General features: G+C 60.4%; 27 protein-coding genes. 12 read left to right on the top strand and 15 right to left on the bottom strand.

Translation table 11 applies throughout. The features are described 5' to 3' along the window. Positions 1-35 precede the first annotated feature (35 nt). From cysS to GY33_RS0101585, 3 genes are read left to right on the top strand one after another with little or no spacing between them, the layout of a single operon-like run. Positions 36-1,493, top strand: coding sequence for a cysteine--tRNA ligase (gene cysS / locus GY33_RS0101595; protein ID WP_031385654.1), 1,458 nt, complete (start codon positions 36-38; stop codon positions 1,491-1,493). Positions 1,494-1,532: 39 nt separating this feature from the next. Next, entirely contained in the window at positions 1,533-2,906 is a 1,374-nt protein-coding gene (locus GY33_RS0101590) for an SH3 domain-containing C40 family peptidase (RefSeq protein WP_051822183.1), read from the top strand. A gap of 31 nt (positions 2,907-2,937) precedes the next feature. Next, positions 2,938-4,116 carry a BaiN/RdsA family NAD(P)/FAD-dependent oxidoreductase gene (locus tag GY33_RS0101585; protein WP_031385652.1) on the top strand — a complete coding sequence of 393 codons (1,179 nt, stop codon included), beginning with the start codon at positions 2,938-2,940 and terminating at the stop codon, positions 4,114-4,116. A 34-nt stretch (positions 4,117-4,150) separates the two neighbouring features. Here the strand turns inward: GY33_RS0101585 and GY33_RS0101580 are convergent, their stop codons facing one another. After that, positions 4,151-5,194 (bottom strand): FUSC family protein, encoded by a 1,044-nt coding sequence (locus GY33_RS0101580; RefSeq protein ID WP_161788427.1) that lies wholly within the window; start codon positions 5,192-5,194, stop codon positions 4,151-4,153. A 298-nt stretch (positions 5,195-5,492) separates the two neighbouring features. Between GY33_RS0101580 and GY33_RS0101575 the strand changes: the two genes are divergently transcribed. The 8 genes from GY33_RS0101575 to GY33_RS0101540 all read left to right on the top strand — a co-directional run bounded on the left by GY33_RS0101575 (position 5,493) and on the right by GY33_RS0101540 (position 11,591). Further along, complete coding sequence (locus GY33_RS0101575) at positions 5,493-7,415, top strand: NADH-quinone oxidoreductase subunit 5 family protein (protein ID WP_031385650.1); 1,923 nt, start codon at positions 5,493-5,495, stop codon at positions 7,413-7,415. Position 7,416: 1 nt separating this feature from the next. Continuing rightward, positions 7,417-8,274 carry a respiratory chain complex I subunit 1 family protein gene (locus tag GY33_RS0101570; protein ID WP_031385649.1) on the top strand — a complete coding sequence of 286 codons (858 nt, stop codon included), beginning with the start codon at positions 7,417-7,419 and terminating at the stop codon, positions 8,272-8,274. Positions 8,275-8,279: 5 nt separating this feature from the next. Further along, positions 8,280-8,717, top strand: coding sequence for an NADH-quinone oxidoreductase subunit B family protein (locus GY33_RS0101565; protein ID WP_028572006.1), 438 nt, complete (start codon positions 8,280-8,282; stop codon positions 8,715-8,717). Between the two features lie 11 nt (positions 8,718-8,728). After that, a complete protein-coding gene (locus GY33_RS0101560) occupies positions 8,729-9,145 on the top strand; it encodes an NADH-quinone oxidoreductase subunit C (protein WP_051822182.1) in 417 nt (138 codons plus the stop codon). Between the two features lie 36 nt (positions 9,146-9,181). Next, the gene (locus tag GY33_RS0101555; protein WP_031385647.1) at positions 9,182-10,258 is read left to right on the top strand and encodes a hydrogenase large subunit; all 1,077 of its coding nucleotides are present in this window, start codon (positions 9,182-9,184) and stop codon (positions 10,256-10,258) included. A gap of 10 nt (positions 10,259-10,268) precedes the next feature. After that, complete coding sequence (locus tag GY33_RS0101550) at positions 10,269-10,658, top strand: 4Fe-4S binding protein (RefSeq protein ID WP_031385646.1); 390 nt, start codon at positions 10,269-10,271, stop codon at positions 10,656-10,658. Between the two features lie 203 nt (positions 10,659-10,861). After that, a complete protein-coding gene (locus GY33_RS20225; protein WP_084184751.1) occupies positions 10,862-11,020 on the top strand; it encodes a CcmD family protein in 159 nt (52 codons plus the stop codon). Beyond that, on the top strand, positions 10,992-11,591 hold the full coding sequence (locus GY33_RS0101540) for a tetratricopeptide repeat protein (RefSeq protein WP_031385645.1): 600 nt from the start codon (positions 10,992-10,994) through the stop codon (positions 11,589-11,591). Before GY33_RS20225 ends, GY33_RS0101540 begins: the two co-directional genes overlap by 29 nt. A gap of 108 nt (positions 11,592-11,699) precedes the next feature. Here GY33_RS0101540 and GY33_RS0101535 read toward each other — a convergent pair whose 3' ends face one another. The 14 genes from GY33_RS0101535 to GY33_RS0101460 form a co-directional block, all read right to left on the bottom strand. Beyond that, positions 11,700-13,172: an adenylate/guanylate cyclase domain-containing protein gene (locus tag GY33_RS0101535; RefSeq protein ID WP_031385644.1), complete on the bottom strand. Its 1,473-nt coding sequence runs from the start codon at positions 13,170-13,172 to the stop codon at positions 11,700-11,702. Beyond that, positions 13,163-14,224, bottom strand: a complete 1,062-nt coding sequence (gene tilS, locus GY33_RS0101530) for a tRNA lysidine(34) synthetase TilS (protein ID WP_051822181.1) — start codon at positions 14,222-14,224, stop codon at positions 13,163-13,165. The genes GY33_RS0101535 and tilS overlap by 10 nt, the downstream gene beginning before the upstream one ends. Before the next feature lie 43 nt (positions 14,225-14,267). Beyond that, positions 14,268-14,603, bottom strand: a complete 336-nt coding sequence (locus tag GY33_RS0101525; protein WP_031385642.1) for a hypothetical protein — start codon at positions 14,601-14,603, stop codon at positions 14,268-14,270. A 42-nt stretch (positions 14,604-14,645) separates the two neighbouring features. Then, positions 14,646-15,980: a glutamyl-tRNA reductase gene (gene hemA, locus GY33_RS0101520; protein ID WP_031385641.1), complete on the bottom strand. Its 1,335-nt coding sequence runs from the start codon at positions 15,978-15,980 to the stop codon at positions 14,646-14,648. A 3-nt stretch (positions 15,981-15,983) separates the two neighbouring features. Then, positions 15,984-16,811 carry a cytochrome c biogenesis protein CcsA gene (ccsA, locus tag GY33_RS0101515; protein ID WP_031385640.1) on the bottom strand — a complete coding sequence of 276 codons (828 nt, stop codon included), beginning with the start codon at positions 16,809-16,811 and terminating at the stop codon, positions 15,984-15,986. Further along, positions 16,798-17,475 (bottom strand): precorrin-2 dehydrogenase/sirohydrochlorin ferrochelatase family protein, encoded by a 678-nt coding sequence (locus GY33_RS0101510; RefSeq protein ID WP_031385639.1) that lies wholly within the window; start codon positions 17,473-17,475, stop codon positions 16,798-16,800. Before GY33_RS0101510 ends, ccsA begins: the two co-directional genes overlap by 14 nt. An 18-nt stretch (positions 17,476-17,493) precedes the next feature. Next, the gene (locus tag GY33_RS0101505; protein ID WP_051822180.1) at positions 17,494-19,221 is read right to left on the bottom strand and encodes an ArnT family glycosyltransferase; all 1,728 of its coding nucleotides are present in this window, start codon (positions 19,219-19,221) and stop codon (positions 17,494-17,496) included. A 12-nt stretch (positions 19,222-19,233) separates the two neighbouring features. Further along, positions 19,234-20,019, bottom strand: a complete 786-nt coding sequence (locus GY33_RS0101500) for a TVP38/TMEM64 family protein (protein ID WP_084184722.1) — start codon at positions 20,017-20,019, stop codon at positions 19,234-19,236. After that, entirely contained in the window at positions 20,012-20,788 is a 777-nt protein-coding gene (locus GY33_RS0101495) for a glycosyltransferase family 2 protein (RefSeq protein ID WP_051822179.1), read from the bottom strand. The genes GY33_RS0101500 and GY33_RS0101495 overlap by 8 nt, the downstream gene beginning before the upstream one ends. A 199-nt stretch (positions 20,789-20,987) precedes the next feature. After that, entirely contained in the window at positions 20,988-22,583 is a 1,596-nt protein-coding gene (gene ftsY, locus GY33_RS18875; RefSeq protein ID WP_326923834.1) for a signal recognition particle-docking protein FtsY, read from the bottom strand. 352 nt (positions 22,584-22,935) lie between these two features. After that, the gene (locus GY33_RS0101485) at positions 22,936-23,433 is read right to left on the bottom strand and encodes a DUF2442 domain-containing protein (RefSeq protein WP_031385634.1); all 498 of its coding nucleotides are present in this window, start codon (positions 23,431-23,433) and stop codon (positions 22,936-22,938) included. After that, positions 23,430-23,660, bottom strand: coding sequence for a DUF4160 domain-containing protein (locus GY33_RS0101480; RefSeq protein WP_031385633.1), 231 nt, complete (start codon positions 23,658-23,660; stop codon positions 23,430-23,432). The genes GY33_RS0101485 and GY33_RS0101480 overlap by 4 nt, the downstream gene beginning before the upstream one ends. Before the next feature lie 244 nt (positions 23,661-23,904). Then, entirely contained in the window at positions 23,905-24,705 is an 801-nt protein-coding gene (gene panB / locus GY33_RS0101465) for a 3-methyl-2-oxobutanoate hydroxymethyltransferase (protein ID WP_268746617.1), read from the bottom strand. Between the two features lies 1 nt (position 24,706). Beyond that, positions 24,707-25,141, bottom strand: coding sequence for a CBS domain-containing protein (locus tag GY33_RS0101460; RefSeq protein ID WP_031385631.1), 435 nt, complete (start codon positions 25,139-25,141; stop codon positions 24,707-24,709). Between the two features lie 221 nt (positions 25,142-25,362). On the opposite strand from GY33_RS0101460, the gene GY33_RS0101455 reads away from it, so the two are divergent. Further along, positions 25,363-26,334 carry an ABC transporter substrate-binding protein gene (locus GY33_RS0101455; RefSeq protein WP_326923833.1) on the top strand — a complete coding sequence of 324 codons (972 nt, stop codon included), beginning with the start codon at positions 25,363-25,365 and terminating at the stop codon, positions 26,332-26,334. The last annotated feature ends 144 nt before the right edge of the window (positions 26,335-26,478 follow it).

The following is a 26,478-nucleotide window of genomic DNA, read 5'->3' as shown; positions in this document are numbered from 1 at the left end:
AGATAACAAACACTGTCGAGACAATGTGAGTCGCTATGCTCCTCTACAACAGTTTGCACGGAAAGAAGGAAGAATTTCAACCGTTGCGGGACGATCATGCCCGCTTGTACGTTTGCGGGATCACGGCGTACGATTACTGTCATATCGGGCATGCCAGGTCCGCCGTGGTCTTCGACGTTCTGGTCCGCTATCTGCGCTACAAGGGCTGGAAGGTCACCTTTGTCCGCAACTTCACGGACATCGACGACAAGATCATCAACCGGGCCGCGGCCGAGGGCATCGGCTCCTCGGAGGTGGCCGAGAAGTATATCGCCGCGTTCTACGAGGACATGGACCGCCTGGGAATCCTCCGGGCGGACTTTGAGCCGCGGGCCACGGAACATATCCCCGGCATGATCAGCCTGTCCGAATCCCTGATTTCCAAGGGTTACGCTTATGCCACGGACCAGGGCGACGTTTATTTTCGCGTCCGGGCCTTCGAAGGTTACGGTCGGCTGTCCGGACGAAACATCGAGGAGCTGCGATCCGGGGCCCGGGTGGAGCCTGGGGAAAGCAAAGAAGATCCATTGGATTTTGCCCTATGGAAAGCCGCCAAGCCGGGAGAACCTTCCTGGCCCAGCCCCTGGGGACAGGGGCGTCCCGGCTGGCACCTGGAGTGTTCGGTGATGAGCGAGCATCTGCTGGGCCTGCCCCTGGACATTCACGGCGGCGGACAGGATTTGACCTTCCCGCACCACGAAAACGAAATGGCCCAGTCCATGGCCGCCACGGGCGGCGAGTTCGCCCGCTTCTGGGTGCACAACGGCTTCGTGCAGGTCAATTCCGAGAAAATGTCCAAATCCTTGGGCAACTTCGTGACCATCCGGGATATTCTGGCCAAGTTTCAGCCCGAAGTGCTGCGCTTTTTCCTGTTGTCCAAGCATTACCGCAGCCCTCTGGACTTCACGTACCAGTCCATGGAAGAGGCTGAAAAGGCCTTGCACCGCATCTATCAGACCATGGCCCTGCTTCGGGAGCACGCGCAAGGGAGCAAGTGGAGCAATGCAGCCCTGGCTTCGGAACTGGAGACCGAGTTGGCCACCCTGGAAGCCGAGTGGACCCGTTCCATGGAGGATGACCTGAACACCGCCGGGGCCCTGGGCCATGTCTTCGGCGTGGTGCGTATGGCCAACCGCATGCTGGAAAACAAGGGCTTGCGCAAAAGCAGCGGCGGTCGCGACATGGGGGCGCGGATCCTGCGGGATTTACAAAACTGGGGCCAGGCAACCGGCCTGTTCCAGGATGAACCGGAGCAGTGGCTGGCTTGGTTGAAGCAGACGCGGATTCAGCGCAAGGAGTTGGACGTCGCCCAGGTCGAGGAACTGCTTGCCGCGCGTCTGGAAGCCAGGCTGGCCAAAGATTTTCAGAAAGCCGACGCGTTGCGGGGGCAGTTGACTGAAATGGGCGTGGAGGTCCGCGATACGCCGGGGGGGCAGGTCTGGGACGTGACGTAGTTTTTATCCTGGAACGACCTTTTTGTCGGAGCTCAAGCCATGACCACACATCCTCTGCGAATCGCGGCGTATCTCTTTCTGGGGCTTTTGCTTTCCGCCTGCGCACCCAAGTTCCCTCCACCGGGGGAGGTGTCGGATCTGCGCTTGCTGCCTCAGAAGACCGGTTGGTACGTACCGAGCCTCGGAGAGTCGGAACCGCTGCTTTCCGCGCAAGATCAGCAACACTTGGCAGCCGATTTTCTGGCTCGATTCTTCGCGCCCTGGGATGACTGGAACGAAGAATCGGCGGGCGGCCTGGATCTGTTCTGGGGGTTGCGGCACTACCAGGACAGGGAAGTGTACGGGGAAAACCTGCTGCCCGTTCCGGCGGGCTGGCTGGAGGAAATGACTCGCCGCAGTGCGCCGGAACTTTTTCCTTCGCTGGTGCATCCGGCGGTGACCGTCGGGCCGACTTCGCTGCGCGTTTTGCCCTCTTTTGCTCCGCTCTTCAATGATCCCGCTTCAGCGGGGCAAGGTTTTCCCTTCGACATGCTCCAGAATTCCCTGATCCCGGCGGGAACTCCGGTGCGGGTGGTCCACGCCTCCGCGGACGGGGCCTGGTATCTGGTGACGGCACCGCATGTTTCCGGCTGGGTGCGTCCCTGGGAAGTGGCCTGGGTGGACGCGTCCTTCATGGAAGCGTTTCGCGGCGCGGACCTGATCGCGGTGACCCGTGACCACGAGGTGGCGCGGACCCCGCAGGGCATGTACGCCCTGCACGGACGGGTGGGCATGCTCTTGCCGCGCTCCGACGCTCCCGCTCCGGCGGGCATGGTCGCGGTGCTCACGCCGCAACGCCGGGCGGATGGATGGGCCGAGTCGCATACCGCGTTTCTTTCGGAGCAGGGAGCCGAGCCCTGGCCATTGCCTCCGACCGTGGACGGATATGTCCGTGTGCTGGACGGGCTTTTGGGCCAGCCCTACGGTTGGGGCGGAATGTATGAAAACCGGGATTGCTCGGCCCTGGTCCAGGACCTCCAGGCCCTGTTCGGGATCGCCATGCCCAGGAATTCCCGGGCTCAGGCCCAGGCGGGGCGGGTCGTTGATTTGAGTGACCTGGACGCGGCGCAAAAGGAGCGGCGCATCCTTGAACACGGTGTCCCGTTGCTTACCATCGTGAATCTGCCTGGTCACGTGATGCTCTACCTCGGCCCGGATCCGGCCTCGGGGCGACCGGTCGTCCTGCATTCCATCTGGGGGCTGCGGATTGAGGAGCCAGGAGCCAGGGGGCCGCGGGTCAGTACGCCCGGGCGATGGGTTCTGGGGCGCACAGTGATCACCACCCTGACCCCCGGAGCGGAACTCCCCACCTTGATCAGACCCCAGGGCCTGCTTGTGGAACGGGTGACCAGCATGACCATTCTGGGAGAATAGTAATCCGCTCATTGTTTGCCGTCGCACCGTCATGACCCATTGCGATGTCGTGGTTCTGGGCGCCGGGGCCTCCGGATTGGTCTGCGCGGCCCAGTGCGCCAAGCGGGGCCGAAGGGTCGTGGTTGTGGACCATGCGGATCGCCCTGGTCGCAAGGTGCGTATTTCCGGCGGGGGACGCTGCAACGTGACCAATCGCCGGGTGCGGGCCGAGGACTATGTTTGCGCCAACCCACATTTCGTGAAGTCCGCGTTGGCTCAGGACCCCCCGAAACGTTTCTTGGCCTTTCTGGCCGCGCACGGGGTGGAGGCGGTGGAAGCCGATCATGGACGACTGTTCTGCGTGCCCGGCGCGGCGGCGGTTGTCGCCGCCTTGCTGCGCGAGGCCGAGGAGGTCGGAGTTTCCTTGGCCCTGGGCGAATCCATCCGCGAGGTCTCGGCGACGGACAACGGGTTTCATGTCCATTGCCGGACACGATCCTATGCTTCACGTTCCCTGGTAGTGGCCACCGGCGGGCCGGCTTGGCCGCGGATCGGGGCCACGGACTTCGGCCTACGCCTGGCCGAGCAGTTCGGCTTGCGGGTTTTTCCGGCGCGTCCAGGCCTGGTTCCCTTGCGGGCCTCGGAGGACCTGGTCGGGTTTTGTCGGGAATTGAGCGGCATTTCTCTTCCTGTTCGGGTTGTCGTGGAAGGGGCTCGAGTTCCCGATAGCATTGAAGACGCCCTCTTGTTCACGCACCGGGGCATCTCCGGTCCCGCGATCCTGGACGCTTCGCTGTACTGGGTGCCGGGGCGACATCTGGCAATCGACCTGCTTCCGGGACGGGACATCGGCGAAATGCTCGCCCAATCGCCCCGTCGTGAGATCCGCAACGCTCTGGCCGCGGCCTTGCCGGCCAGATTGGCGGAACTGTTGTGCCGCCGTCACGGCTGGTCCGGCCAGGCGGGCAACCTGCCGAAAAAACAGCGTCTGGTTTTGGAACGGACGATTCACGCTTTTCCGTTTCTTCCGTCTGGACCGGAAGGCTTGGACAAAGCCGAGGCGACCTTGGGCGGCGTGGACACGGACGGGGTTTCCTCCAAAACCATGGAAGCCAAGGCCGTGCCGGGACTTTATTTTATCGGTGAAGTTCTGGACGTGACCGGACGCTTGGGCGGATACAACCTGCAGTGGGCCTGGTCGTCAGGATTCGTTGCCGGGCAGAGGGCCTGATTCGGCGCGCCGACGTCAAGCGGAGAACACCGGATCAACTTCGGACGCCGCTGGTCTTCAAAAGCCCCTTGGCCATGGACTCCATGGCATGCAGAAAGGAAAAGACCTGCAGCAGCTTGTGCAGGTTGAAGCGTTTGGTCACCCCGGCGGCCCGCAACTCCTCCAGGCGGGCTTCAAAGCTTTCCACCGCCTTCTTCAGATCGTTCAGGACGACTTTCCGTCCTTCGCCTATGGCAACCATGACATCGCCGGCGGCCTGGGCCAGGTTTCGAACCTGGGCGGCCATGATGATATCGTAGCCTTCCCCCTCGTCAACATCGTTGAGCACGCGAAGCATGGTCCGCATCTGCTCCACGCAGTTCTCCAGGGCCGTCACGCGGCGGCTGAGCGTGTCCAGATCCTCGGAAGATACCAGCCGTTCATGACGTAACGCCTTGGTCAAGAGTTCCCTGGCCTGCCGAGAGGCGGCGCACAGGTTCGCCAGAAGGCTCGGATCCACGGTGGTCTGCTTGGAGAGAAACGCTTCCACCAGTATCTCATGGCATCGGGCGGCCTCGGCGAACTGGGTGCGCAGTTGTTCGCGCAACGTGCTTCCAGCTCGACGAGGCCAGATCAGGACCGTGACCAGAAAGGCGCTCCCGACACCGATACCGATTTCCAGGATTCGGTGCAGGCCGAACAGGATGCGGTGCTCTTCCTCACTTCCGGCGACCACGATGATCACCACGGTGATCGCGGCCATCATGAAGCGGGGATTGTACCGGGTCATATAGGCGCAAAAGCCCACTGAAAGAAACAGGCCCAAAGCCATGGGCCAACCGGGGCCGGGCAAGGCCAGCAGAGTGAGAATGCCGATGGCCGCGCCCATCACGGTCCCGGTCAGACGATACCAGCACATCCGCAGCGAATCGGCTACGTTGACTTGCATGACGATCACCGCGGAGAGCACGCCCCAAAAGCCATATTCCAAACGGAAAGCATGAACCACGGCATATGCCAGGACCGCCGCCAGGCCGGTTTTCAGCCCGTGACGCAGATGTTCGGGGGAATAGTCCAGGCGGTTGAACGGGTTAAACAACGACGAAGTCCTCCATGGGGGGTAGTTGCCGTGGTTGTGCGCCGTCAGGCAGGAAAAGGCAAGTTCAGAAAAGATAGATTGATGAATCAATTTGATTAATAAGTAGATTGTAAATTATACAATCTGGAAAATAATATACATATCCGCAGAGAATTCGGTTTGGGGTTGACGGAAACATGGCCATCCGGCATAGGGTTCCGTAAGATTTTGATGAGGTGACACTGAGGAAACCTGTGGGCCAGCGAAGCACTTGGAGCCCAAGGAATTTGTCTAACCCTTTTATCCTATTGGAGAAGGTATGCCTGATACCCTCCTGTTTATCCTGGTAGTGGTCCCATTCATTGCCGCTCTGGGGCTCTACGCGCTACGGAACGATTCCCTGCGCATGGTTTTGGTTTTGGCTACCGCGGTTCTCTTGACGGGTTCCTCGCTGGCCTTGTTTTCCCACGAAACGGTCGCCTTTTCGTCGACGCTGCTGGGCATCAACCCGCAGCCGTTGATCGTGCTTCTGGATTTCGTGGTGTTGTTCATCATCTTAGCGGTAGGTCTCAGCGCGAAACACCGGCTGATCATCTATCTCGCCGGAGCACAGATCGTGCTTTTGGCCGTCTTCAAGCTGGTTTCCCCGGCCGAGGCCACCGGGCAAGCCATGTTTCTCGTCGATCCCCTGGCCAAGCTGATGGTTTTCGTGGTCAGCGTCGTTGGTTCGGTCATCGTCATTCACGCTCTGCCCTACATGAAGAATCACGAAGAACACCTGCACCTGACCACTTCACGTCAGCCGCAGTTTTTCGCCGTCATGGTTCTGTTTCTCGGGGCGATGAACGGATTGGTTCTGACCAACGATCTTGGAAATTTCTATTTTTTCTTTGAAGTCACCACGCTGTGTTCATTTCTGCTGATCCGGCACGACCTCACTGATGAAGCCAAGGCCAACTCCCTCCGGGCGTTGTGGATCAACAGTCTTGGCGGCTTGGCTCTGCTGATCGGCCTGCTCTGGATCTCCCTGGATCTGGGTACGGTCAACATTCAGCAGATTCTGGCCATGACCCCCGAGGCCGCTTTCCTGCTGCTGCCCATCGGATTGCTGTGCTTCGCCGGACTGACCAAGGCCGCCCAGCTTCCGTTCCAGAGCTGGCTGCTCGGCGCCATGGTCGCTCCCACCCCGACTTCGGCCCTGTTGCACTCCGCGACCATGGTCAAGGCCGGCGTGTATTTGTTCCTGCGCTTTTCACCTGCCTATTCCGGAACGTTCTTTTCCACGACCGTGGCCCTTGTCGGCGCCTTTACCTTCCTGGCTGCCGCGGCCCTGGCCATCAGCCAGTCCAACGGCAAGAAAATCCTGGCCTACTCCACGGTGAGCAACCTGGGTTTGATCATCGCCTGCGCAGGCGTGGGCACCCCGGCCGCCATCGCGGCGGGAATGTTCCTGATCATGTTTCACGCCGTAACCAAGGCCCTGCTCTTTCTGTGCGTGGGGACCATTGAGCAGCGCATCGCCAGCCGCGATATCGAGGACATGCGCGGGCTGTACGCCGTCATGCCGGTGACCGCGCTCATCGCGGTGCTGGGCGCCCTGACCATGATCCTGCCGCCCTTCGGCATGCTCCTGGGCAAGTGGATGGCCATCGAGGCTTCGGCCCACAACATCGTTCTGGTGATCATCCTGGCCCTGGGTAGCGCCGTGACCGTGCTCTACTGGGCGCGCTGGGCCGGTCTGTTCATGACCTATCCCTTCAAGGGACGGATCTACGCAGAGTCGCAGCCCGCGATGACGCGGCTGCCGCTGTTCGGACTCATCCTCGGCGCGTTGCTGCTTTCCTTCTACGCCCCGGCAATCTATAACTCGCTGATCTATCCGGCTATTTCCATTCTTCCGTTGGCCATGCCGGAAGCGGTCCCCGGGACCTCCTGGGGCATTCTGGTCATGGAACGCGGCTCCTTCCCGGTCATTCCGTTGTTTCTCGTAGCGGCCCTGGGATTGTTCGCGGCCATCTACTTTTACAAGGTCGCCGGCAAGGTCAAGCCCACCGGTCCGTATCTGTCCGGCGCCCAATCCCCGGATAATGAGAACGAGTATATCGGTCCCTTGCGCCAATCCATCTTGCCGGCAACATCCAACTACTACCTGGAGAAGATTTTCGGCGAAAGCACCATCAACCGCTGGGTGAACACCACGGCCATGGTGCTGATTCTCCTGATGCTCGGAGGGGGTCTCTAACATGACAAGCGTTCAAGTTTTTCTGGCATTGATCGCGGGACTTTTCTTGGCGCCCCTGGCCGTCGGCGTGCTCACCGGCGTGGACAGAAGGGTCACGGCTCGGTTGCAGTCTCGGATTGGACCTCCTATTTTGCAGCCGTTTTACGACATCGCGAAGCTGCTGGGCAAGGAGCCCATGCTCGCCAACCATTGGCTGGCCTTCTGCTCTCTGCTGTATCTGGCCGGAGCCGTGACGTCCGTGGTTCTGTTTTTTCTCCAGGCGGACCTGTTACTGATCTTCTTCGTCCAGGCCGTGGGGTCGGTATTTCTGGTGATCGGCGCGATGACGGTTCCATCGCCGTACAGCCAGATCGGCGCACACCGGGAACTGCTCCAGATCATCGCGTATGAGCCGTTGTTGATCCTGGTCATCGTCGGCATTTTCCTGACCACCGGCAGCTTCAAAATCGAGGCCGTGTACGCCATGGAGCAGCCGTTGTTGTTCAAACTGCCCTTGCTGTTCCTGGTCCTCGGCATCGCGCTGACCATCAAGCTGCGCAAGTCCCCCTTCGACATTTCCGCGTCGCACCATGCGCACCAGGAAATCGTCCGAGGCGTGTACACTGAATACTCAGGTCCGTATCTGGCCATCGTGGAGATCGCCCATTGGTTCGAGATCGTCCTGATCCTGGGCCTGCTTTCCCTGTTCTGGTCCACCAGCGTCGTCGGCTTGGTGCTGCTCCTGGGCATCACCTATTTCGTGGAAATTCTGGTCGACAATACCACTTCGCGGATGACGTGGCGTTGGATGCTTGGGACCGCCTGGATAACAGGCATTACGTTTTCCCTGATTAACCTGCTTTGGCTGTATTACGGGTAGACACTATGAACTTCATATCCAATTTTATCCAATCATCTCGGATCAAGTCCCCCTGGGTCATGCACTTCGACTGCGGAAGTTGCAATGGGTGCGACATTGAGACACTGGCAGTGCTCACTCCCGTCTATGACGTGGAGCGTTTCGGAATCATCAATATCGGCAACCCCAAGCACGCGGACGTGTTGCTGGTTACCGGCACGGTGAATCACCGCAACAAAAAGGTGCTCAAAAACCTCTACGATCAGATGCCCAAGCCCCGGGCCGTCATTGCCATCGGGGCCTGCGGTCTGACCGGCGGGGTGATGCGTGAAGCGCCGAACGTTGTCGGCGGCGTGGACAAAGTCATTCCGGTGGATGTCTACGTCCCAGGCTGTCCGGCCAAACCTGAAGCGATCATCGACGGCGTGGTCAAAGCGCTGGAATTGTTCGCCGCCAAGTCGTAAGGAGTTGGAATATGGCTGAAGCTCAAACCAAAGACAAAGAAAAAATCGTCGGTATCCTTCCGGCGACCGATATTGCCGGCGACGCTCTGAAAGGCGAGGTGCTCAAGCTGAAGGCTGACGGATATCGTTTCGTGACCATGACCTGCGTCGACCTGGACGAGGATCACGTCGACCTGATCTACGCTTTTGACCGCGATCTGGAGATGGTCCACTATCGTCTCAAACAGCCCAAGGCTCAGCCCGCGCTGTCCATCTCCGACATTCTGTTCGCGGCCTTTCTCGTGGAAAACGAAATCCAGGACCAGTTCGGCATCTGCTTTGAAGGGCTTGTGCTGAATTTTGAAAACTATCTGTACCTGGAGAAAGAAGTCGCTCGAACCCCCTTCTGCAAATACAGCGTGATTCGTAAAGAATCGGAAGCCCAGTAATCATCCTTATCGCTGGTAATTACCTTAGGAGACTTTATGGCCAAGACCATTATCCCTTTTGGTCCGCAACACCCCGTCCTCCCGGAACCCATCCATCTGTCCCTGACAGTGGAGGACGAGATCGTGACCCAGGCCGTGCCGGCCTTGGGCTACGTGCATCGCGGGCTGGAAAAGCTTTGTGATATCCGGGACTACCACCACATGATCCAGGTCGTGGAGCGTGTGTGTGGAATTTGCTCGAAAATTCATGCCATGTGCTACTGCCAGTGCCTGGAAGAGATGATGAAGATCGAGGTTCCGCCCAGGGCCAAGTATCTGCGCGTGATCTGGTCGGAACTGCACCGTGTTCACTCGCACCTGTTGTGGCTGGGTCTTTTCGCCGACGCTTTCGGCTTCGAGGCGCTGTTCTATCAGCTCTGGAAGATTCGTGAGCGGGTCATGGACATCAATGAAGCCACCACCGGCAACCGGGTCATCGTGGCTGTGAACGTGATGGGTGGGGTCAGAAACGATCTTTCCCCGGAACAGATTCGCTGGATTCTTTCCGAGCTGGAACTCGTGGAAAGCGAACTCAAGGCCTTGGAATCCACGATTCTCGACGACTATACGGTCAAGGCCAGAACCGTGGGCATAGGGGTCCTGACCAAGGAACAGGCCTATGAATTGGGTGCCGCCGGACCGACTCTGCGCGGAAGCGGCGTTGCCCAGGATATGCGACAGTTGAAGTTCGCGGCGTTCGGCGACCTGGAATTCGAGCCCATTGTCGAGTACGAGGGCGACAGCTATGCCCGAGGCAAAGTTCGGTATCGGGAGACTCATCAGTCCATCGACCTTGTCCGACAGGCTTTGCACAAGCTTCCCGAGGGCCCCATCAACGTCAAGGTGAAGGGCAATCCTGAAGGTGAAGGAGTGGCCCGGGTCGAACAGCCGCGGGGCGAGCTGTACTACTACATCAAGGGCAATGGCACGAAATACCTGGAACGTCTGCGCATCCGCACCCCCACTTTCGCCAATATTCCGCCCCTGGCCGCCATGTTGCCGGGGATCGAGCTGGCGGACGTACCGGTGGTCGTTCTCTCCATTGACCCCTGCATCAGCTGCACGGAACGTTAGGAGACGAGTCATGTTCAAAGTCACGCCAATGACAGGCAATGTCCTGAAAAACCTGTTCACCAAGAAATCCACCCGGCTCTATCCCTTTACAGTCCGGGAGCCCTTTGAAAATAACCGGGGCGAGTTGTACATTGATATCGATAAGTGCATATTTTGCAACACCTGTGCCCGGAAGTGCCCGTCTCAGTGCATCACCGTGGACAAGGAAAAAGGGATTTGGAGTTGCGACGCCTTCGCCTGCGTCTACTGCGGTACATGCGGCGACCATTGCCCCACCAAATGCCTGCACCACAAACGTACGTGGCGTCCCGTCTCCACGACCAAGGTGATCATCGAAGAGCAAGGCACCCCGCCCAAGCCGAAGAAGAAGGCTGCCAAGAAGGAAGAAGCGGCGGAATAAACAGCAACTTGAGTGGTGCGAGGCGTTCTTGCGGGAACATCTCGACAACTTAAAAAGGGAAGGGCATGGCCGNNCGGCCATGCCCTTCCCTTTTTTTGGGCCTTTTACTGCTTTTTTCACAAAAGCGGTTTCTTTACGAATCCGCTGGAAATGCATACAGTATTCCTTTACCCACCTCTCTTTCCGGGATGAAGGGCAATCTCATGGATACGGCACAATATTTGTTGGCCGCCAATGCGGCGGTCTGGATCGGCCTGGGGGGCTACATTTTTTTTCTAGCCCGCCGCCAGGCCACGATGGAGCAACGATTACAACACTTGGAGGCTCTGGATAATGAGCAGCACGACACTCGGTCCGCATGATCAGGGACGCCGTCTGGTCGTGGCGGTCATCGCCCTTGGTCTGGTTTTGATTTTTGTCGGATCGATCATCTACCGCCTGCAGAATCCGGGTTTGACCATGCAGGCCAGGCCATCGGAATCATCCATGGCCATGAATGAGATCTCCGAGTTAATGGCCCGGCTGGACAGTGAACCGAACCATTTGCCTACGCTGATGGCCCTTGGCGATCAGTTCATGCGCATGGGATCATGGGAACGGGCGGCGGCTTTCTGGAAGCGCTCCATCGCCCTGGATCCTTCCCTGGACAGGGCCTTGAACGGCTTGGGCGTGGCCCACTACAACATGGAACAGTACGTCGAATCCGCCGAACAATTCGAGCGGATCGTGGAAATCAAGCCCGATAATCATCGGGCGCACTTCAATCTGGGCATGCTTTACAAGCATTACCTGGAGGAACCGGAACTGGCCCGTGTACATTTTGAGCGGGTTCTGGAATTGGAACCGGAGGATGCCGAGCTGATGGAGCGCATCCGGGACGAGTTGGCGAATATGACTCCCGGAGTTCTTGAGAGCGGGCAGCCAACGGGCTGAATGTACGGAACGCGCCCACATCCGCGATCATAAAAAAGCGGCGGCTCTCATGATATCATGGGAGCCGCCGCTTTTTCATTTTTCTCCATCGCGCTTGCCGGTTGGTCTTCACCCGGAACTGGGCTCCTCGCCCCCACCTCGGAGGACGTATATTTCCATCTCCGCGTCCATCCCCGGCAAAGATTGCGTTCCGACTGAAGCCAGCCCGTGGCCTTGGCCATGGTTGAGCGTGAAGTCCATGCTCGCGGCGATCCGGACGTACAGTGGTCTCGTTAGTCGCTCGATCCTGCTGGCCACGTTCACGGAATGGCCCATGACCGTGTACTCCATCCTTTCCGGGCTGCCGATGATTCCGGCCAGGACCGGGCCGGAATGTAGGCCGATGGAATTACGCAGGCGCAGTTCCGGGCCCAGCCGCAATTGCTCGTTCAACTCGTCGCACCGGGCGACCATGGCTTTGGCCGCGCTCAAGGCCACGCGCTGTTCCTTTTCCAGGGGAACGGGATGTCCGAAAACCGCCAGGACCATGTCCCCGACGAACTTGTCCACAATGCCGCCGTGACGCTGAATCACCTCGACCATGGCCGTGAGGTAGTCGTTGAGAAGTCCCACCAGTAACTTGGGGGGGAGTTTCTGACACAACCGGGAAAAACCGCGCAGGTCGCACACCAACAGCGTGGCGTTGTGCATTTCACCGCCCAGCTCAAGACGGTTCTTCAACAGGTGCTCCATCGCCTCGGTCCCGAGGATTTTGCCCAGGCTGTTTTTCATCAGAGCCTTTTCGCGCAATTCCGTGACCATGGCGTTGTAACTCCGCGCTGAAGCGACGATTTCTTTTGGTCCCGACTCATCCAGACGTTGGGAATAGTCACCTTCGCCGACTTTGCCCAAGGCCTGTTGCAGCTTGCCCAAAGGACGAAAAATGCTGCGACTGAAGTACCAACTCATGCCCAGGGCCACGACCAAAGCGATGAACAGCGAGATCAAGCCGGCTTGGCGGATGGCCGCCAGTTTGCCCTCCACGGTTGCCACGGTCATGTCGATGCCGAGCAGGGCCACGGGTCGCCCCGCGGAGTCGTGAATCGGGGCGTAACCGGACATGGACGCGCCCCACTGGTCGTAATGCGGACGTTCATCGCTGGAAGGCCGCACGAATCCCTGCAAGAGCTCCATAGGCGGATCGGGATACAGGGCCCCGATGGGCTCCGGAAGCTCGTCTTCGCTGATGACCCCGTCGCCATCGTCGTCATGGGCCGGTGAATCCACGATAAATCGCACCTGACCGTTCTCCATGCGCATGGTGTAGGCGAAAAGATATTCCTGGCTGGTCTGGGCGATGATGCCCATTAATTCCTGGATTTCCAGGTATTCCGGCGAGATCATCTGGCCCGGCTCGGTCAGCTCCTGTAAAATGTCGCCGTCCACGAGCATAGCGGAAATTTTGGCCGTGGCCTTGAGTTGATCTCGGATGGAATCCAACATGGCGCTTCTGGCTTGATAGTAAAAGTAGGAGCCCGTGGCCCCGGAGGCCATGACGGCGATCAACAAAATGCCGAGGAAGAGTTTGACGCTCAGTCGCATGAGGTGGAAGTCTCCTGTGAGCTGAATGTGGGGGACGTGGCGAAGCGGATACCCGCTGAATTGATCATGGCGGTCTTGCCGCCCGGGAATTGGAGGGTTGCTTCTCTTCGGCGGTCTTTCCAGGCCTTGTCCAGGCGTAAAAGGGAGTTGTGCAGGGCTTGGCCTGGCCCGAGGTCGTCGATGACGGCTTTGTAGAGGCGCAGTCGCAACCCCGGGTGCAGGGTGCGCAATAAAGAGGATTCCAGAAAGCGACCGGATTGGTCAACCTGTGGGACCAGGGGGGTGATCAGGGATGCAAAGAGGTCGCTGTCCAGTTCTCCCTGCCGGTGCAGGCGGGTGATGGCCTCCAGGAACCGGGGGTTCTCAAGGAGCACCAGGGGGATAAGGTCATTGCGAATACGGTTGCGGGTGTGGTTCGGGTCCGCGTTGCTGACGTCTTCGGACCAAGACACTCCGGTGTCGTTTAAAAAATCCCGGAGATCCTGCTTGGGTGTGTAGAGCAGTGGGCGTAGAAGCAAGCGCGCTGAATCCCAGCATGGCATTCCGGCCAATCCCGGCCACCCTGTCCCACGGACCAGGCGCATCAGCACATCCTCGGCCAAGTCGTCGGCATGGTGGGCGGTGAGCAGCATGTCAGCGTTGAGTTTCCGCCGCACCCCGAAGAGAAAGCGATAGCGCAGGGTGCGTCCGGCTTCCTCCAGGCCGGTTCCGGTAATCCGGGCGTACCGGGCGACATTGCTTCTTCCCACCGTGATCCGGACGCCGAGACGTCGGCAGAGCTCCGCGACATGGCCCGTCTCTTGGGTGGATTCCGGACGCAGCCCATGGTCCAGGTGGGCGACGTTGATCGTGAGCCCCAGGCGAGGGGCCAGACAATGCAGGATCAACAGCAGGGCCGTGGAATCGCTCCCGGCGGAGCAGGCCAGCAACAGGTGGCGATGGCGAAGGGGAAGGACGAGGTCGTGAAGGAGAAACCGCTCAATGCCCAGACAAAACCGCGCCCAGGTGGGTGGCAGGTCCTGGATGGTAGTGGGCGGAGCGGAGGAAGGCATATTGTGTCTGAAGAAATCCGGACGGTTGCGCCTTTGAAAGCCCTTATACCGGGATGTCCGACTCAGCCAGCATGGCGTCGATTTGGTCCAGTACCCACTCCCGTTGTGCCTGGTCCGCGTAGGCGATGCAGGAGCAGCGCAGCTTGCCTCGGCCTCGGATCAGCAGTTCCACTTTCAGCCAGTTCGGGCCGGTTTCCAGGGAGCAGACGAAGGGGCCGCACTGGGCCGCGTGCTCGCGCTGTTCCGCGGAAAGGAGGTTGTCGGGGATTTCCAGCCAGTACATGTCCTCCACGGAAGCCTTCACTGCTTTGGCCTCCAGGCAGGCCAAAAGGCTCTGCATGTCCGCGGAATTGAGTTCATCGATCAGGTAGGCGCGCAATGGTGTTTCTCCAAGGGTGTTTGCAGCGAGGCTCTGGAAGAATCATTCCTCGCTTGATTTGGGTTTGCGTCGATCCGGATGGGCGTCCGGGCTGGGCGGTTCATTGTCCAGGTTGAACATCCGGCGGGTGACGTCGATGTACCGGGCTCCGGCGTCCTCTTCCTGGGCGCGGCGTTTCAGAAAGTCCAACGGCTGGTGATACAGCTTGTGGGCCAGGGAGAGTACCAGGGTCTCCAGGGCCTGGCTCACTTCCGGGTCGTCGGCTTTCGGGCCAAGGCGGCGCAGGGTCTTTTTGAGTTCCTTTCGAGCGATTCGTTCTCCGCCGGCCAGCAGGTCCAGGATAGTGGGCTTGAGATCCAGGGAGCGCAGCCAGCAGGCGAATTTTTCCGTTTCCTCCTGGACGATGACCATGGCCTTGGCCGCTTCGGTCTTGCGCTGGCTCAGGTTTTCCTCCACCACTTCCTTCAGGTCGTCGATGTCGTAGAGGTAGATGTTGTCCAGGTTGTTCACGTCCGGGTCGATGTCTCGGGGCACGGCGATGTCGATGAAGAACATCGGCCGGTTGCGACGGCGCTTCATGATGGATTGGACGTCGCGGCGTTGGATGACTGTCTGGGTCGCGCCGGTGGAACTGATGACGATATCCGCTTCGGCCATGCGCTCGAACAGTTCGGCGAAGAGCACGGCCTCCCCCTTGATGCGGGAGGCCAGTTCACAGCCCCGGGCGTGGGTGCGGTTGGCGATGAGCATCCGTTTGACCCCGGCGGAGAGCAGGTGGGTGGCGGCCAGCTCGGCCATTTCTCCGGCTCCCACGAGCATGGCGGTCTGGTTGGAGAGGTCGCCGAAGATGCGTTTGGCCAGTTCCACGGCGGCGAAACTGATGGAAACCGCGTTGGAAGCGACTTTCGTTTCCGTGCGCACCCGTTTGGCCACGGAGAAGGATTTGTGCAGGAGCCGGTTCAGGACCACGCCGGAGGTCCCCTGCTTGACGCTGCTCCGGTAGGCCTGCTTGAGCTGGCCGAGAATCTGGGGTTCGCCCAGGACCATGGAATCCAGGCTGGAGGCCACGGAAAACAGGTGGGTCACCGCGTCCAGATTACGGTGGGTGTAGGTGTGGTCCTGCAATTCATGGACGTCGCCCCCGCAACAGTCGGCCCAAAAGCGCAGGATTTCCCGGGCCGTATCCTTGTCTTCACGGCCAACGGTTAATAGTTCCACCCGGTTGCAGGTGGAAAGGATCATGGCCTCTTTAACACCGGACCCGGCGGCGATCAGCCCTTGGTCCCGCGGATCGACGTCGGGCAGGGCATAGCGCTCCCGGACTTCGACCGGGGCGGTGCGGTGGTTGAGTCCGAGCAGACAGATGGATTGATTCATGACTCAGGGTTGAAAGCTGTGATGGGTCTCGAGGAAAAAGTTGATCCCCAGCATGGAGACCAGGGACAAAGCGAAGATCCAGATGGCCAGTTTGGCAGGCTTGCGGCCGCGCCAGCCGTTGACCAGGCGCTGGTGAAAGAGAAAGGCGAAGAGCAGCCAGACGATGATGGCCGCGACCTCTTTCGGATCCCAGGAGAAGAAGCGCTCCCAGGTGAAGTGCGCCCAGAGGAATCCGGACAGCAGGCCCACGGTGAACAGCGGAAAGCCAAGGTTCACGGCCCAGGCGTTGACCTGGTCGAATAGGGAGAGGGAAGGCAGATCCTTGCTCAGGCCGGTGATCTTGGTCTTGCCCTTGATTTTCTTTTCCAGGAACAGATAGACGGCCCCGGCGCTGGCGGCCATGGCCAGCAGGCAGATGCTCAGGAACAGGGTGCCGATATGCAGCCCGAACCACAGCCCCATGAAGCTTTCCGGAAGGATGACTTCCATGCTGGGCAGGGTCGTGGCGAAGGAGTAGACGATAAGAGCCAGGGGCAGGGAGGTCAGGGCCAGAAAGTGCATCCGTAGCCGCCAGTTCAGGACCAGGGAGACGATGATCAAGGTCCAGGCCATCAGGCTGAAGTAAAACGGACCGTGACCCAGAGCATCTCCACCGTAACGGGCCATATACAGTCCGATGTCGGCGGTATGCAGGCCGAAGCCGAGCAGGGTCGCGATTTGCCCACCGGAACGGAGCAGGGGGCCGCGGATCAGCACCGCGAGAATATGCAGCACGGCCCCGAGAAAATAGAGCGCCAGAACGGCTAGTTCGAGGGTTTCAGTCAGATTCACCGATCACGTCCTCCAAGCGAGGATGCAGGCTTTCGGGGAGATGACGTCGCAACACTTCCAGAATTCGGGCGTCATCCCCTGACTGCACGGCATCCAGCAGTTGGGATTGGGTCAAGGCCCGGAACAGGGCGGTATTGTCCGACGTGGGCAGGTTCAGTTCCAGAATCAGCGGGCGCAGGCGGCGCATTACGGCCAGGAACCGGGCATACTCCGGTCCGAAGCAGGCACCGAGGTCCTGGCGGATTTTTTTGGCCAGGGCCGGGCTGGAGCCGGACGTGGACACGGCAATGGTCAGGTCGCCCTGGGAGTGCATGGCCGGAAGAATAAAGCTGCATTTCTCGGGCTGGTCCACGATGTTGCAGAGGATCCCTCGTTCGGCGCACAACCGACTGATTCGCCAGTTCAGGTTTTCGTCGCTGGTGCTGGCGATGACCAGGAAGCAGCCCTCCAGATCCTCCGGAAGAAACGTACGGACATGGTATTCCACCAAGCCCTGCTCGATGAGTTCGCGCCAGCAGGGCTCCGGTTCGCGGGTGTCCACGATCCGCAATCGTCCCGGAGCGCAGGACAGGAGCGTGCGGACCTTGCGCGTCCCCACCTGGCCCACGCCGACCACGAGGCAGTACTTGTCGTGCAGATCGAGAAGAATGGGATAGTAGCGCATGGGTGTGTTGGGAAATCATTATTGGCGGGGGGTAGCGTAAAAACCGATGGTCACCCACTGCCCCTTGGAATAGTTGAAACCGCGAATAATGGCCAGCCGTTCCACGTCCAGGCCAAGATTGCCCACGGCTTCATGAAAGCGCTGCTCCTGGCGGGATTCGACCAGCGCCAAGCCGTCAGGATGTTCCTGGAGGTGGGCCGCGGCGTCCAGGTGATTGACCAGCCGGGTTGGGGTTCCCAGGAGAAAGGCCAGGCTGGGTTCCTGAAAGCCCGTCGAGGCGACGAGGCCGCGAAGGTCCGGATGCTCCTGGCGCAGGGAGTCCACGGTTTGCAGCACGGCCCGGCTGACCCAGAATCCGCGCAGTTCGGGCAGCCCCTTGCCCAGAATGACCGGAAACACCAGGATCGCGCCCAGCAGGAGAATTCCGCAAACCCGGAACATGTGTCCCTCGCGATAGGCTCGCCAGGCCAGAGCAGTCATGGCCATAACGATCAGGGCCGCGAGAACGCCCCACCAGGAGAGAGCCTTGTCCAGGTAAAACGGGGCCACGATCAAGCCGATGCCCAGCACGACCCCGATGGCCAGCCACAGCCCGGCGCCGATCCTGGGAATCCAGGTCGCGAATCGCCCTGGAGAGCCTGCAGTCGTGGATGAGACGCCGGGATTGGCCGCCCGCTGAGAGAGCGTGGCCAGCCAGACGCCGATGAGCAGGGCGATGGCCGGATACATGGGCAGAACGTAATGGGGCAGCTTGGTGGGTACCAGCTCAAAGACGATCCAGGACGGGACGATCCAGGCCCAGAGAAAACGGACCAAGCGGTCCGTCTTTCGCAGGGACCAGGTTTGGACCAGGGCCGGCCAGGCCAGCAGCGATCCCGGCCAGAAGGTCAGGGTGAACAAGAGCAGGTACATCCCCGGAGGAGCGCCGTGGGATTCGTGGCCGGAAATCAGCTTGGGCAGCAGGTCGCCGGTGACCGCGTCGGAGACGAAGGAGCCGTCCGTGGCCAGGCTGACGGCGATAAGCCAGGGCAGGACCATGGCCGCGGTCAGGAGCAGGCCGGCCTTGGGCCGCAGCCCGCGTAGCCAGGCAAAGCGTCCGTAAGTGATTGTTTCCGGGGCACGGCGATCGGCGATGAACAGGGTCAGCAGGGTCAGGCCGGAGATCATCGGCCCCACCGGACCCTTGAGCAGGATGGACCCGCCCATGCCTCCCCAGAACAACAGCCAGAGCCAGGGTTCCGGCTGCTGGTCCGCCGGGCGGATGTAGCAGCGGGCCAGGGCTACTTGCATGGCCGTAATGGAGGCCAGGAGCATGGCGTCGGTTTTTGCCAGGTGAGCCTCGGTGACCAGCAGGATGGTGCAGGCCAGCAGGGCCGCGGCGGCCAGGGCGAAGCGGACGTCCAGGGCCCGTCTGGCCAGGGAAAAGGTCAGCAGCACGGCCAGCACGGCCCCCAGCACGGACGGCAGACGATAGGGCCAAAGGACCTCGGGATTGGTCAGACGGGCCGAGGCGGCCTGGAGCCAGTAGATGCCCACGGGCTTTTTGTGGCGATCCTGTTCCTGGAATTTGATCCGGATGTAGTCCCCTTCTTCCAACATTTGCCGGGAAGCCTGGGCGAAACGGGCTTCGTCCCGGTCAAAAGGGGGCAGGGTGGTCATGCCCGGCAGGAACAGCACCAGGCAGAGGCAGATTAGGATCAGGTATCCGAAAGTGGCTGCGAAGGGGCCGTCGAGAAATTTTGTCATATGGATGGAGGGTTACGGGGTCAATGGCGGGTTGGCGTGGTGTATTTTCCGGCGATAGGCGTCGATGCCGAACCAGATGATCACAAAGGCGATCACTGCGGCGACGATGAAGGCAATGCTGGTCTGGAGGGTCTCCTGGGTGGCCCCGGCACCGATCAGGGTCGCCGGGATGGCCTGGGGAAAGGTGCCCAGAAACGTGCCCAGCAGAAAGTGAGCATGTCGAAGGGGCAACATGCCCATCATGATAGTGGAATAGAAGCCGGATAGGGGCATCATCCGCATCCCGAACACCGACATCACCCCGCCCTTGCCGATGCGTTTTTGAACGGCGTTCAGGTTGGGCCGGTGGCGGAGAAAGGAAAAGCTCCATCCCGCGTGGCGAACCAGATTGAAGACAACGTAAAAGCCCAGCACTGTTCCGGCCTGGGTCAATATCAGGCCCTGCCAGAAACCGAAAGCCATGCCGCCGATGGAGCAGAGCAGCAGCCGGGGAACGCCCAGGCAGACCAGGAGGGTCACTCCGGCGATGTACAGCGCCATTCCAAAAAGGCCGCGCTGCGTGAACCAGGCCCCGAGCAGTTCGGTCCTGGCCAGCAGGGAGCGCAGCGGCGTGACGTTCATCAGAACCAGCCCCAGGAGGACAACGCCGATCAGAACAAGGCCCACCAAGCGTGGGCGGGTCCAGAATCCACGTCCCGTTTTCGCGTCGGCTCCTGAGAGGGAAGGCTCGAGAGACTCCGAGAGGGGTGGGGTGCAGGTCTGATTCGTGGGGGGGGCTGGGGTACGATGGTCAGTCATGGGGCGGCGAGACGGGGTTGGGAACGTGCTCCCAGCGCCGTGCCGGGATGGCCCGACGAGCGTACCAGCGCACGGCGACGCAGTCCAGCAGCCCGCGCCAGAGGCGGTTGCCGATCCCGTACTTGGAAACGCCGCTGATCCGGGGACGGTGGTTGATGGGCAGCTCGACCACGGTCAGGCCCCGGCAACGCAGCAAGGTGGGCAAAAAGCGGTGCATGCCGTTGAACACCAGGAGCTCCGGCAGGGCGGTTCGGCGCAGAGCACGGAACGTGCAGCCGGCGTCCGCGATCCGGTCCCCGGAGACCATGTCCCGGAACCGGTTGGCCAGCCGGGAGGAAACGCGCTTGATCCAGTTGTCCCGACGGTTGGCCCGGATGCCGCAAACCATGTCCGTTTCCGGGGTCAGGGCGCGCAGCAGCCGGGGGATGTCCGTCGGGTCGTGCTGCATGTCCGCGTCCATGGTGATCAGAATTTGGCCCCGGGCGACCTGGAACCCGGTGGCGAAGGCCGCGCTCTGGCCCAGGTTGCGGGTATGCCGGACGATTCGAAGCCGGTGGTGGTCGGTGCGCAGCCGGGTCAGCAGGGCCAGGCTGCCGTCCCGGCTGCAATCGTCCACGCAGATGATTTCAGAGGGCCGTCCCAGTCCGTTCAGCTGCGCCGTCAGCTCGTTGAGAAGCGCTTCCAGGCAGCCTTCTTCGTTGTAGACCGGCAGGATGCAGGAAACGGCCAGTGGCCAAAGGGCGGATGGGGAGCGGGGAGTGGAGAGCATGGGACGAAAGCGCGGCAACAGATTCAGTTTATAAGGAGAAAGGATTTGGCGGAATTTGGATAAAAAGACCTGGATACCGGCCTTCGCCGGTATGACGTGCTTGGAATCCTCATGGTCGGAGAGGTCATTCCCGCGAAGGCGGGAATCCAGCTCCGGACTATGTTCATGCGCGGAATCCTCCGAGTAGTCAGTATCTGGTTCAGTTCACCAGAGCCTTGGCGAAGTCCTCGCCGCTGAAGGGCCGGAGGTCTTCCATTTTCTCGCCCAGCCCCACGAAGCTGATGGGCATGTTGAACTCCAGGGCGATGGCCACCACGATGCCGCCCTTGGAGGTGCCGTCCAGCTTGGTCAGGATGATCTCGTCCACGCTGACCGCCTCGTTGAACAGTTTGGTCTGGGACAAGGCGTTCTGCCCGGTGGTGGCGTCCACCACCAGCAGGCTGCGGTGGGGCGCACCGGGAAGCTTTTTGGCCAGGACGCGCTTGATCTTGCGCAGTTCGTCCATCAGATCGACCTTGGTGTGCAGCCGGCCCGCGGTGTCCAGAAAGACCACGTCGTGACCGCCTTGCAGCGCCGCGTCCACGGCCTCGTAGGCCACGGCGGCCGGGTCCGCGCCTTCGCCCTTGCTGAAGAAGTCCGCGCCGGTGCGCTTGGCCCAGATGGCGAGCTGTTCCATGGCCGCGGCCCGGAAGGTGTCCCCGGCGGCCACGAGCACCTTGCGGCCCTGCATCTGGGCGCGGTGGGCCAGTTTGGCGATGGTCGTGGTCTTGCCCACACCGTTCACGCCCACCACGAGGACGATCTCCGGCCCCTGGGGCAGGTCGACGACTTTGGGCGCGGGGAAGATGGCGGCCAGTTCCTGGCGCAGCATTTCCCGGAACGCCTCGGATTCGCTGATGTTTTCCCCGCGTACCCGGGCCTTGAGCCGGTCCAGGAGCATGACCGCGGAGCGGTGCCCCACGTCGGCCATGATCAGCACTTCCTCCAGCTCCTCCCAGAACGGGTCGTCGAACTTGCGATGGGCCGAGAGCAGGGCGTCGATGCGCTTGGTGAGCTGTTCACGAGTCTTGTTCAGGCCCTCGGAGAGCTTCAGGAAGAGGCGGTCGCGCTCGTCCTCCTCGTCTTCCAGTTCCAGAGCCAGGGCCAGCCGGTACTGCAGCTCGGACCGGAATTCGGCCACCTGCTCGTAGCCCATGTCCTCCAGCCATTCCCGGAACTTGGTGATGAACAGCTCGGCCTCGTCCTCCGGGGCCTCCAGGGCCCGGAACAGGAAGCGCAACCGTTCCCACAACTCGTCACCCATGGTCTCCACCCCGGACAGGGTGTGCTCCAGCCAGACGCTGAGCTTGGGCTCGGCCCCGCGCAGGGCCTGCATGACCTGGGCCTGCCATGCGGGAGGTTCGGTTATTTGTCCTGGTTCGGAAGGTCTTTCCTGCTCGGTTGCGGCTGGGGCTTCCGGCTTCCGGGTCGGTTCCGGAGTTGGTGTCGGAGTTGGTGTCGGTTTGGGGGGCTGACGGGAAAAAAGTCGGGAAAACAGGCCCGGGCGAGCCTTGGAATCGGGTTGCTCTTCGCTTTCAAGGGCTGGTTTCGGAGAAGGCTCGGAAACGGATTCGGGGACAGGCCCTGGAACAGGCCCGGAAACAGGCTCAGGTCTGGCTTCCTGGCGAGGCTCGGAAAGAGATTCCGGAACAGTTCGCGTGACGGTTTCCGAGGGAGAAGGCTGAATGCCCTTCGGAGCCGTCGGTTGTTTCTTATCCTCTTCCTCTTCCGGTCCCGGTTCGGGAGCGTCCTCCACGACAGGTTCCGGAGAAGGCTCGACCGGCTCCGGTTCTCGCGCGGGCGCTGTCGGCTCTTGGTCCGCCGGAACAACCTCTTCAACAGCTTCAAATGAATCCGGTGAATCCGATGGTTTCGGGGACGGCTTCGGTTCCGGCTGTTCCACCGATTCTTCAGCTTCGGTCGTTTCTTCGGTGGACCACCATTTTTTTACCTTGGAGAAAAAACCCATATGTTCTGTTCCTGGCTGGTTTGAGATCGTAACAATGGCGATTTGGCCCGTCATTCACGGCCAAGGCGGTTCTTATCCAGGCTTGCCGGTCAAGGCAATGCCCAGGGGAGTCGGGTGTTGGGCATTGTCGTATCCGGCGCTAAATATGGAGGGCCGTGTATTCGCTGGGAGAGGGGATGTTTTTGGGCAGGTCCCGGCCTTTGGGGCGAACCGCTTTCCAGCCCAGGCAGGCCAGCCAGACAGCCCTGGGGATCGGCTTTTCACCGTCGCGATAGTAGATCAGCATCCGTCGTGAGATTCCCAAGGCTTCAGCGGCTTGGTCCAAGGTCAACCCGGTTTCATGCAACCAGTTCCATATCCGTTCATGGCCGATGCCGCCAGCCTGTTCCACGGCCAGGTTTCGGAGGTTGTCGGCTCCAAGATCCAATTCGTCCTCGATCCACTCAATGGACCATCCCCCAAATCCCAGCCTGGCTTGGGAAAACAGCTCCCGGTCCTGTAATCTGGCCAGGCCGCGAGAGGTCGCGATCCATTCGGACAGATCGACATCAAAGGATCGTCCATCCGCATAGGTCAGACGAAGCTGCTGTTCAGGCTTGGCTACTACGTTCGTCAATTGAAAATGCTTTTTGCTCATTGCTGCAATTCCTCGAATTTCTCCATCAAAAAAAGGCGGTTTTCCCTGGCCCATTTCAAGGCGTCGGCGATCTCCCGCGCAGCGACACGCCCATGGATAATTTCCATTCCGTCAATTTTCACCGAGACTTCGCGGCCGTCGTTCATCCGGACGTGGAAATGAGGCGGGTTGTGGTCTCGCTCGTTGATCACGAGGCGATATTGAGGAAAGCGTTTGATGACCGGCATGGGAGATCCAGGGTCATGCAATAGTTGCATAAAGTCAACCCAGGCCTTCCATTATGACCAACGTGTCTCTTGATATGGCGTATCTGAAGCGAATGCTTCTGGAACCTTTGGAGGTCCCCAACTCCACCGGGTGAAGTGGGGCCGGAGGGTGAGACTTCGGATGCTCAACGGTTGGGGTTCGTGGACGGAGAGATCGTCGTGCCGGACGACTTTGGTGCAATGGAGGACGGATTACGGACTCTCATCATTTGAAAACATGCTCCTCCCCCGGAAACGTCCCGGCCTTGACCTCCTGAACGTATTCCCGCACCGCGTCGCCCATCAGGGCGCCGACCTGAGCGTATTTTTTTACGAATTTCGGGGTAAAGCGGTCGTAGAGGCCGACAACGTCGTGGAAGACCAGGACCTGGCCGTCGCAGCCCGGTCCGGCGCCGATGCCGATGGTCGGGATGGTCAATTGTTCGGAGATGGTCTGGGCCAGGCGGGCTGGGACGCATTCCAGGACCAGGCCGAAGGCCCCGGCTTCCTCCAGGGCAACGGCGTCTTCCCGGATGCGTTGGGCCGCGGCGTCGGTCCGGCCCTGGACCTTGAATCCGCCGAGTTGGTGGACGTGCTGGGGCGTCAGGCCGACGTGGCCCAGGACGGGGATGCCGTTTTGGGTCATCTTGCGCACGGCGGGCAGGATTTCCCGTCCGCCCTCCACCTTGACCGCGTGCATCCCGGCTTCTTGCAGGAACCGTCCGGCGTTGACCAGGGCCTGCTCCGGCGAAACCTGGTAGCTCATGAAGGGCATGTCGCCCACCAAGAGAGAGCGCTGCGCCCCCCGGGCCACGGCCCGGCAGTGGTGGAGCATGTCTTCCATGGTCACGGACAGGGTGTTCTCCAGGCCGAGCATGACCATGCCCAGGGAGTCGCCAACCAGCAAGACGTCCACCCCGGCCTCGTCCAGCAGTTTGGCCGTGGCCCAGTCATAGGCCGTCAAAACGGTGATTTTCTCGCCCTGGCGCTTCATTTCCAGGAGCGTGGCCGTGGTCGTTTTGCCCACTTCATGCCTCCATCTTGTCCAGGGCATCCATCAGACTGATGGTCAGCTTGAGGAAGTCGGCTTCCGTCAAAATACCCACAAGTTTTTCTTTTTTCACCACGGGCAGGCAGCCGTATTTGTGCTGGAGCAGGAGTTCCGCGGCCTCGCGCAGGTCGACGTCCGGGGAAATGGTGGTCACGTCCCGGCGCATGATTTCATGGATGGGAATGGAGGCGTCGATTTCGTTCTGGACCTCGTCCTCGATGTCGGCCAGTTTGGAAATGGTTACTGCCAAGAGATCCCGGTGGGTCAGCAGGCCGACGAAGCGTTCTTCCCCGTCCACGATGGGGATATGCCGGATGCGGCCCAGGTTCATGATCGAGCGGGCTGTCTGCACGTTGTCGTGCTCCTGAAGGGAAAAGACCTTTTTGGTCATCAGATCGTTGACTTTAAGCATGATGGTTCTCCTTGTTGATCAGATTACACGTATTCATTCGCCGTTCACGACCGATCTGTCAAGGATGGTGTCAAGGATGGCCGGATTGGCGGCGATTTGGAGAATATGAAAGGATTATGGCATGACAAGTATTTCTTGTCCTTTGCCGGGATATCGGATATCCATCAACGTTTTTCGATCACTTTTCCTTTTTACTTGACGCTCATGCGAGGAGAGACCTTATGATGAACCGTTTCGTCTTGTCGGCATGTCTTGTTTTGTTGTTCGGGATGTCCGTTTCGGCCGGCGCGGAGCAGGCGAAAGTCGTCTCCGTCAACCAGTTCGTCGAGCATCCGGCCCTGGATTCCGTGCTGCGCGGTTTTCAGGACCAACTGCGTGAAGAAGGGTTTCAGGTCGACTATCGGGTGCACAATGCCCAGGCCAACATGGCCACGGCCAATCTGATCGCCCAGCAGATCGTGGGCGAGCGTCCGGACCTGGTACTGGCCATTGCCACGCCTTCGGCCCAGGCCATGGCCCAGACCGTGAAAAAGAACCCTTCGATGCAGAAGACGCCCATCCTGTTCAGTGCCGTGACCGATCCCCTGGGCGCCGGGCTGGTCAAGGATCTGCAAAATCCTGGTGAGAACATCACCGGCACTTCGGACCTGACCCCCATGGACCAGCACTTGGCCCTGATTCGGGAGTTTCATCCGGAATTGACCTCCCTGGGCGTGATCTACAATTCCGGGGAAGCCAATTCCCGTGCCTTGGTGGATCTGCTCAAGGCCGAGACGGACAAGGCCGGGATCAAACTGGAGGAGGCCACCGTGGCCCGGTCCAGCGACGTGTTCCAGGCCTCCCGCAGCTTGGTGGGCCGAGCTCAGGCCGTTTACGTACCCACGGACAACACCGTGGTCTCTGCCTTCGAGGCCCTCGCCAAGGTCTGCCAGGACAACAAGCTGCCCCTGTACGCCGCGGACGTGGATTCCGTGCCCCGTGGCGCGGTGGCCGCGCTGGGCTTCGATTATTACGAGCACGGCCGTCAGGCCGGAGCCATGGCCGGGCGCATCTTTCGCGGGGCCGATCCGGCGAGTACCCCGGTGGAAACCCAGCAGGAACTCGAACTGCACATCAATCTCCCAGCGGCCCAGGCCATGGGCGTGACCATCCCCCAGGCACTCCTGGACCGGGCAGGGAAGATTCTCGAATAATCAACAATCCTCTTGTCTGCTCGTGCTCAGTCGTCTCGCTGGGCACGAGCACGAACAGTGCGGCTTTAACCCATTCGTATCTATTCAGCTCAATAATGTATGTTTGCTCTGACTCGACAATCGGTGTCGGGGTCGGTATCGAAA

The sequence above is a fragment of the Desulfonatronum thiodismutans genome, assembly GCF_000717475.1.
Taxonomy (GTDB): Bacteria; Desulfobacterota; Desulfovibrionia; order Desulfovibrionales; family Desulfonatronaceae; genus Desulfonatronum; species Desulfonatronum thiodismutans.
This window is presented reverse-complemented; position numbering and strand designations above follow the sequence as displayed.

Bases quoted from the DNA above. Each gene is read 5' to 3' on its own strand.
- GY33_RS0101590 (WP_051822183.1), top strand. From the start codon at position 1,533: ATGACCACACATCCTCTGCGAATCGCGGCGTATCTCTTTCTGGGGCTT.
- GY33_RS0101535 (WP_031385644.1), bottom strand. From the start codon at position 13,172: ATGCGACTGAGCGTCAAACTCTTCCTCGGCATTTTGTTGATCGCCGTC.
- GY33_RS0101500 (WP_084184722.1), bottom strand. From the start codon at position 20,019: ATGACTGACCATCGTACCCCAGCCCCCCCCACGAATCAGACCTGCACC.
- GY33_RS0101455 (WP_326923833.1), top strand. From the start codon at position 25,363: ATGATGAACCGTTTCGTCTTGTCGGCATGTCTTGTTTTGTTGTTCGGG.
- GY33_RS20225 (WP_084184751.1), top strand. From the start codon at position 10,862: ATGGATACGGCACAATATTTGTTGGCCGCCAATGCGGCGGTCTGGATC.
- GY33_RS0101540 (WP_031385645.1), top strand. From the start codon at position 10,992: ATGAGCAGCACGACACTCGGTCCGCATGATCAGGGACGCCGTCTGGTC.
- GY33_RS0101505 (WP_051822180.1), bottom strand. From the start codon at position 19,221: ATGACAAAATTTCTCGACGGCCCCTTCGCAGCCACTTTCGGATACCTG.
- hemA (WP_031385641.1), bottom strand. From the start codon at position 15,980: ATGAATCAATCCATCTGTCTGCTCGGACTCAACCACCGCACCGCCCCG.
- GY33_RS0101585 (WP_031385652.1), top strand. From the start codon at position 2,938: ATGACCCATTGCGATGTCGTGGTTCTGGGCGCCGGGGCCTCCGGATTG.
- GY33_RS0101460 (WP_031385631.1), bottom strand. From the start codon at position 25,141: ATGCTTAAAGTCAACGATCTGATGACCAAAAAGGTCTTTTCCCTTCAG.
- GY33_RS0101495 (WP_051822179.1), bottom strand. From the start codon at position 20,788: ATGCTCTCCACTCCCCGCTCCCCATCCGCCCTTTGGCCACTGGCCGTT.
- GY33_RS0101570 (WP_031385649.1), top strand. From the start codon at position 7,417: ATGACAAGCGTTCAAGTTTTTCTGGCATTGATCGCGGGACTTTTCTTG.
- GY33_RS0101555 (WP_031385647.1), top strand. From the start codon at position 9,182: ATGGCCAAGACCATTATCCCTTTTGGTCCGCAACACCCCGTCCTCCCG.
- GY33_RS0101485 (WP_031385634.1), bottom strand. From the start codon at position 23,433: ATGAGCAAAAAGCATTTTCAATTGACGAACGTAGTAGCCAAGCCTGAA.
- tilS (WP_051822181.1), bottom strand. From the start codon at position 14,224: ATGCCTTCCTCCGCTCCGCCCACTACCATCCAGGACCTGCCACCCACC.
- GY33_RS0101510 (WP_031385639.1), bottom strand. From the start codon at position 17,475: ATGCGCTACTATCCCATTCTTCTCGATCTGCACGACAAGTACTGCCTC.
- GY33_RS0101560 (WP_051822182.1), top strand. From the start codon at position 8,729: ATGGCTGAAGCTCAAACCAAAGACAAAGAAAAAATCGTCGGTATCCTT.
- cysS (WP_031385654.1), top strand. From the start codon at position 36: ATGCTCCTCTACAACAGTTTGCACGGAAAGAAGGAAGAATTTCAACCG.
- GY33_RS0101565 (WP_028572006.1), top strand. From the start codon at position 8,280: ATGAACTTCATATCCAATTTTATCCAATCATCTCGGATCAAGTCCCCC.
- GY33_RS0101550 (WP_031385646.1), top strand. From the start codon at position 10,269: ATGTTCAAAGTCACGCCAATGACAGGCAATGTCCTGAAAAACCTGTTC.
- GY33_RS0101575 (WP_031385650.1), top strand. From the start codon at position 5,493: ATGCCTGATACCCTCCTGTTTATCCTGGTAGTGGTCCCATTCATTGCC.
- GY33_RS0101480 (WP_031385633.1), bottom strand. From the start codon at position 23,660: ATGCCGGTCATCAAACGCTTTCCTCAATATCGCCTCGTGATCAACGAG.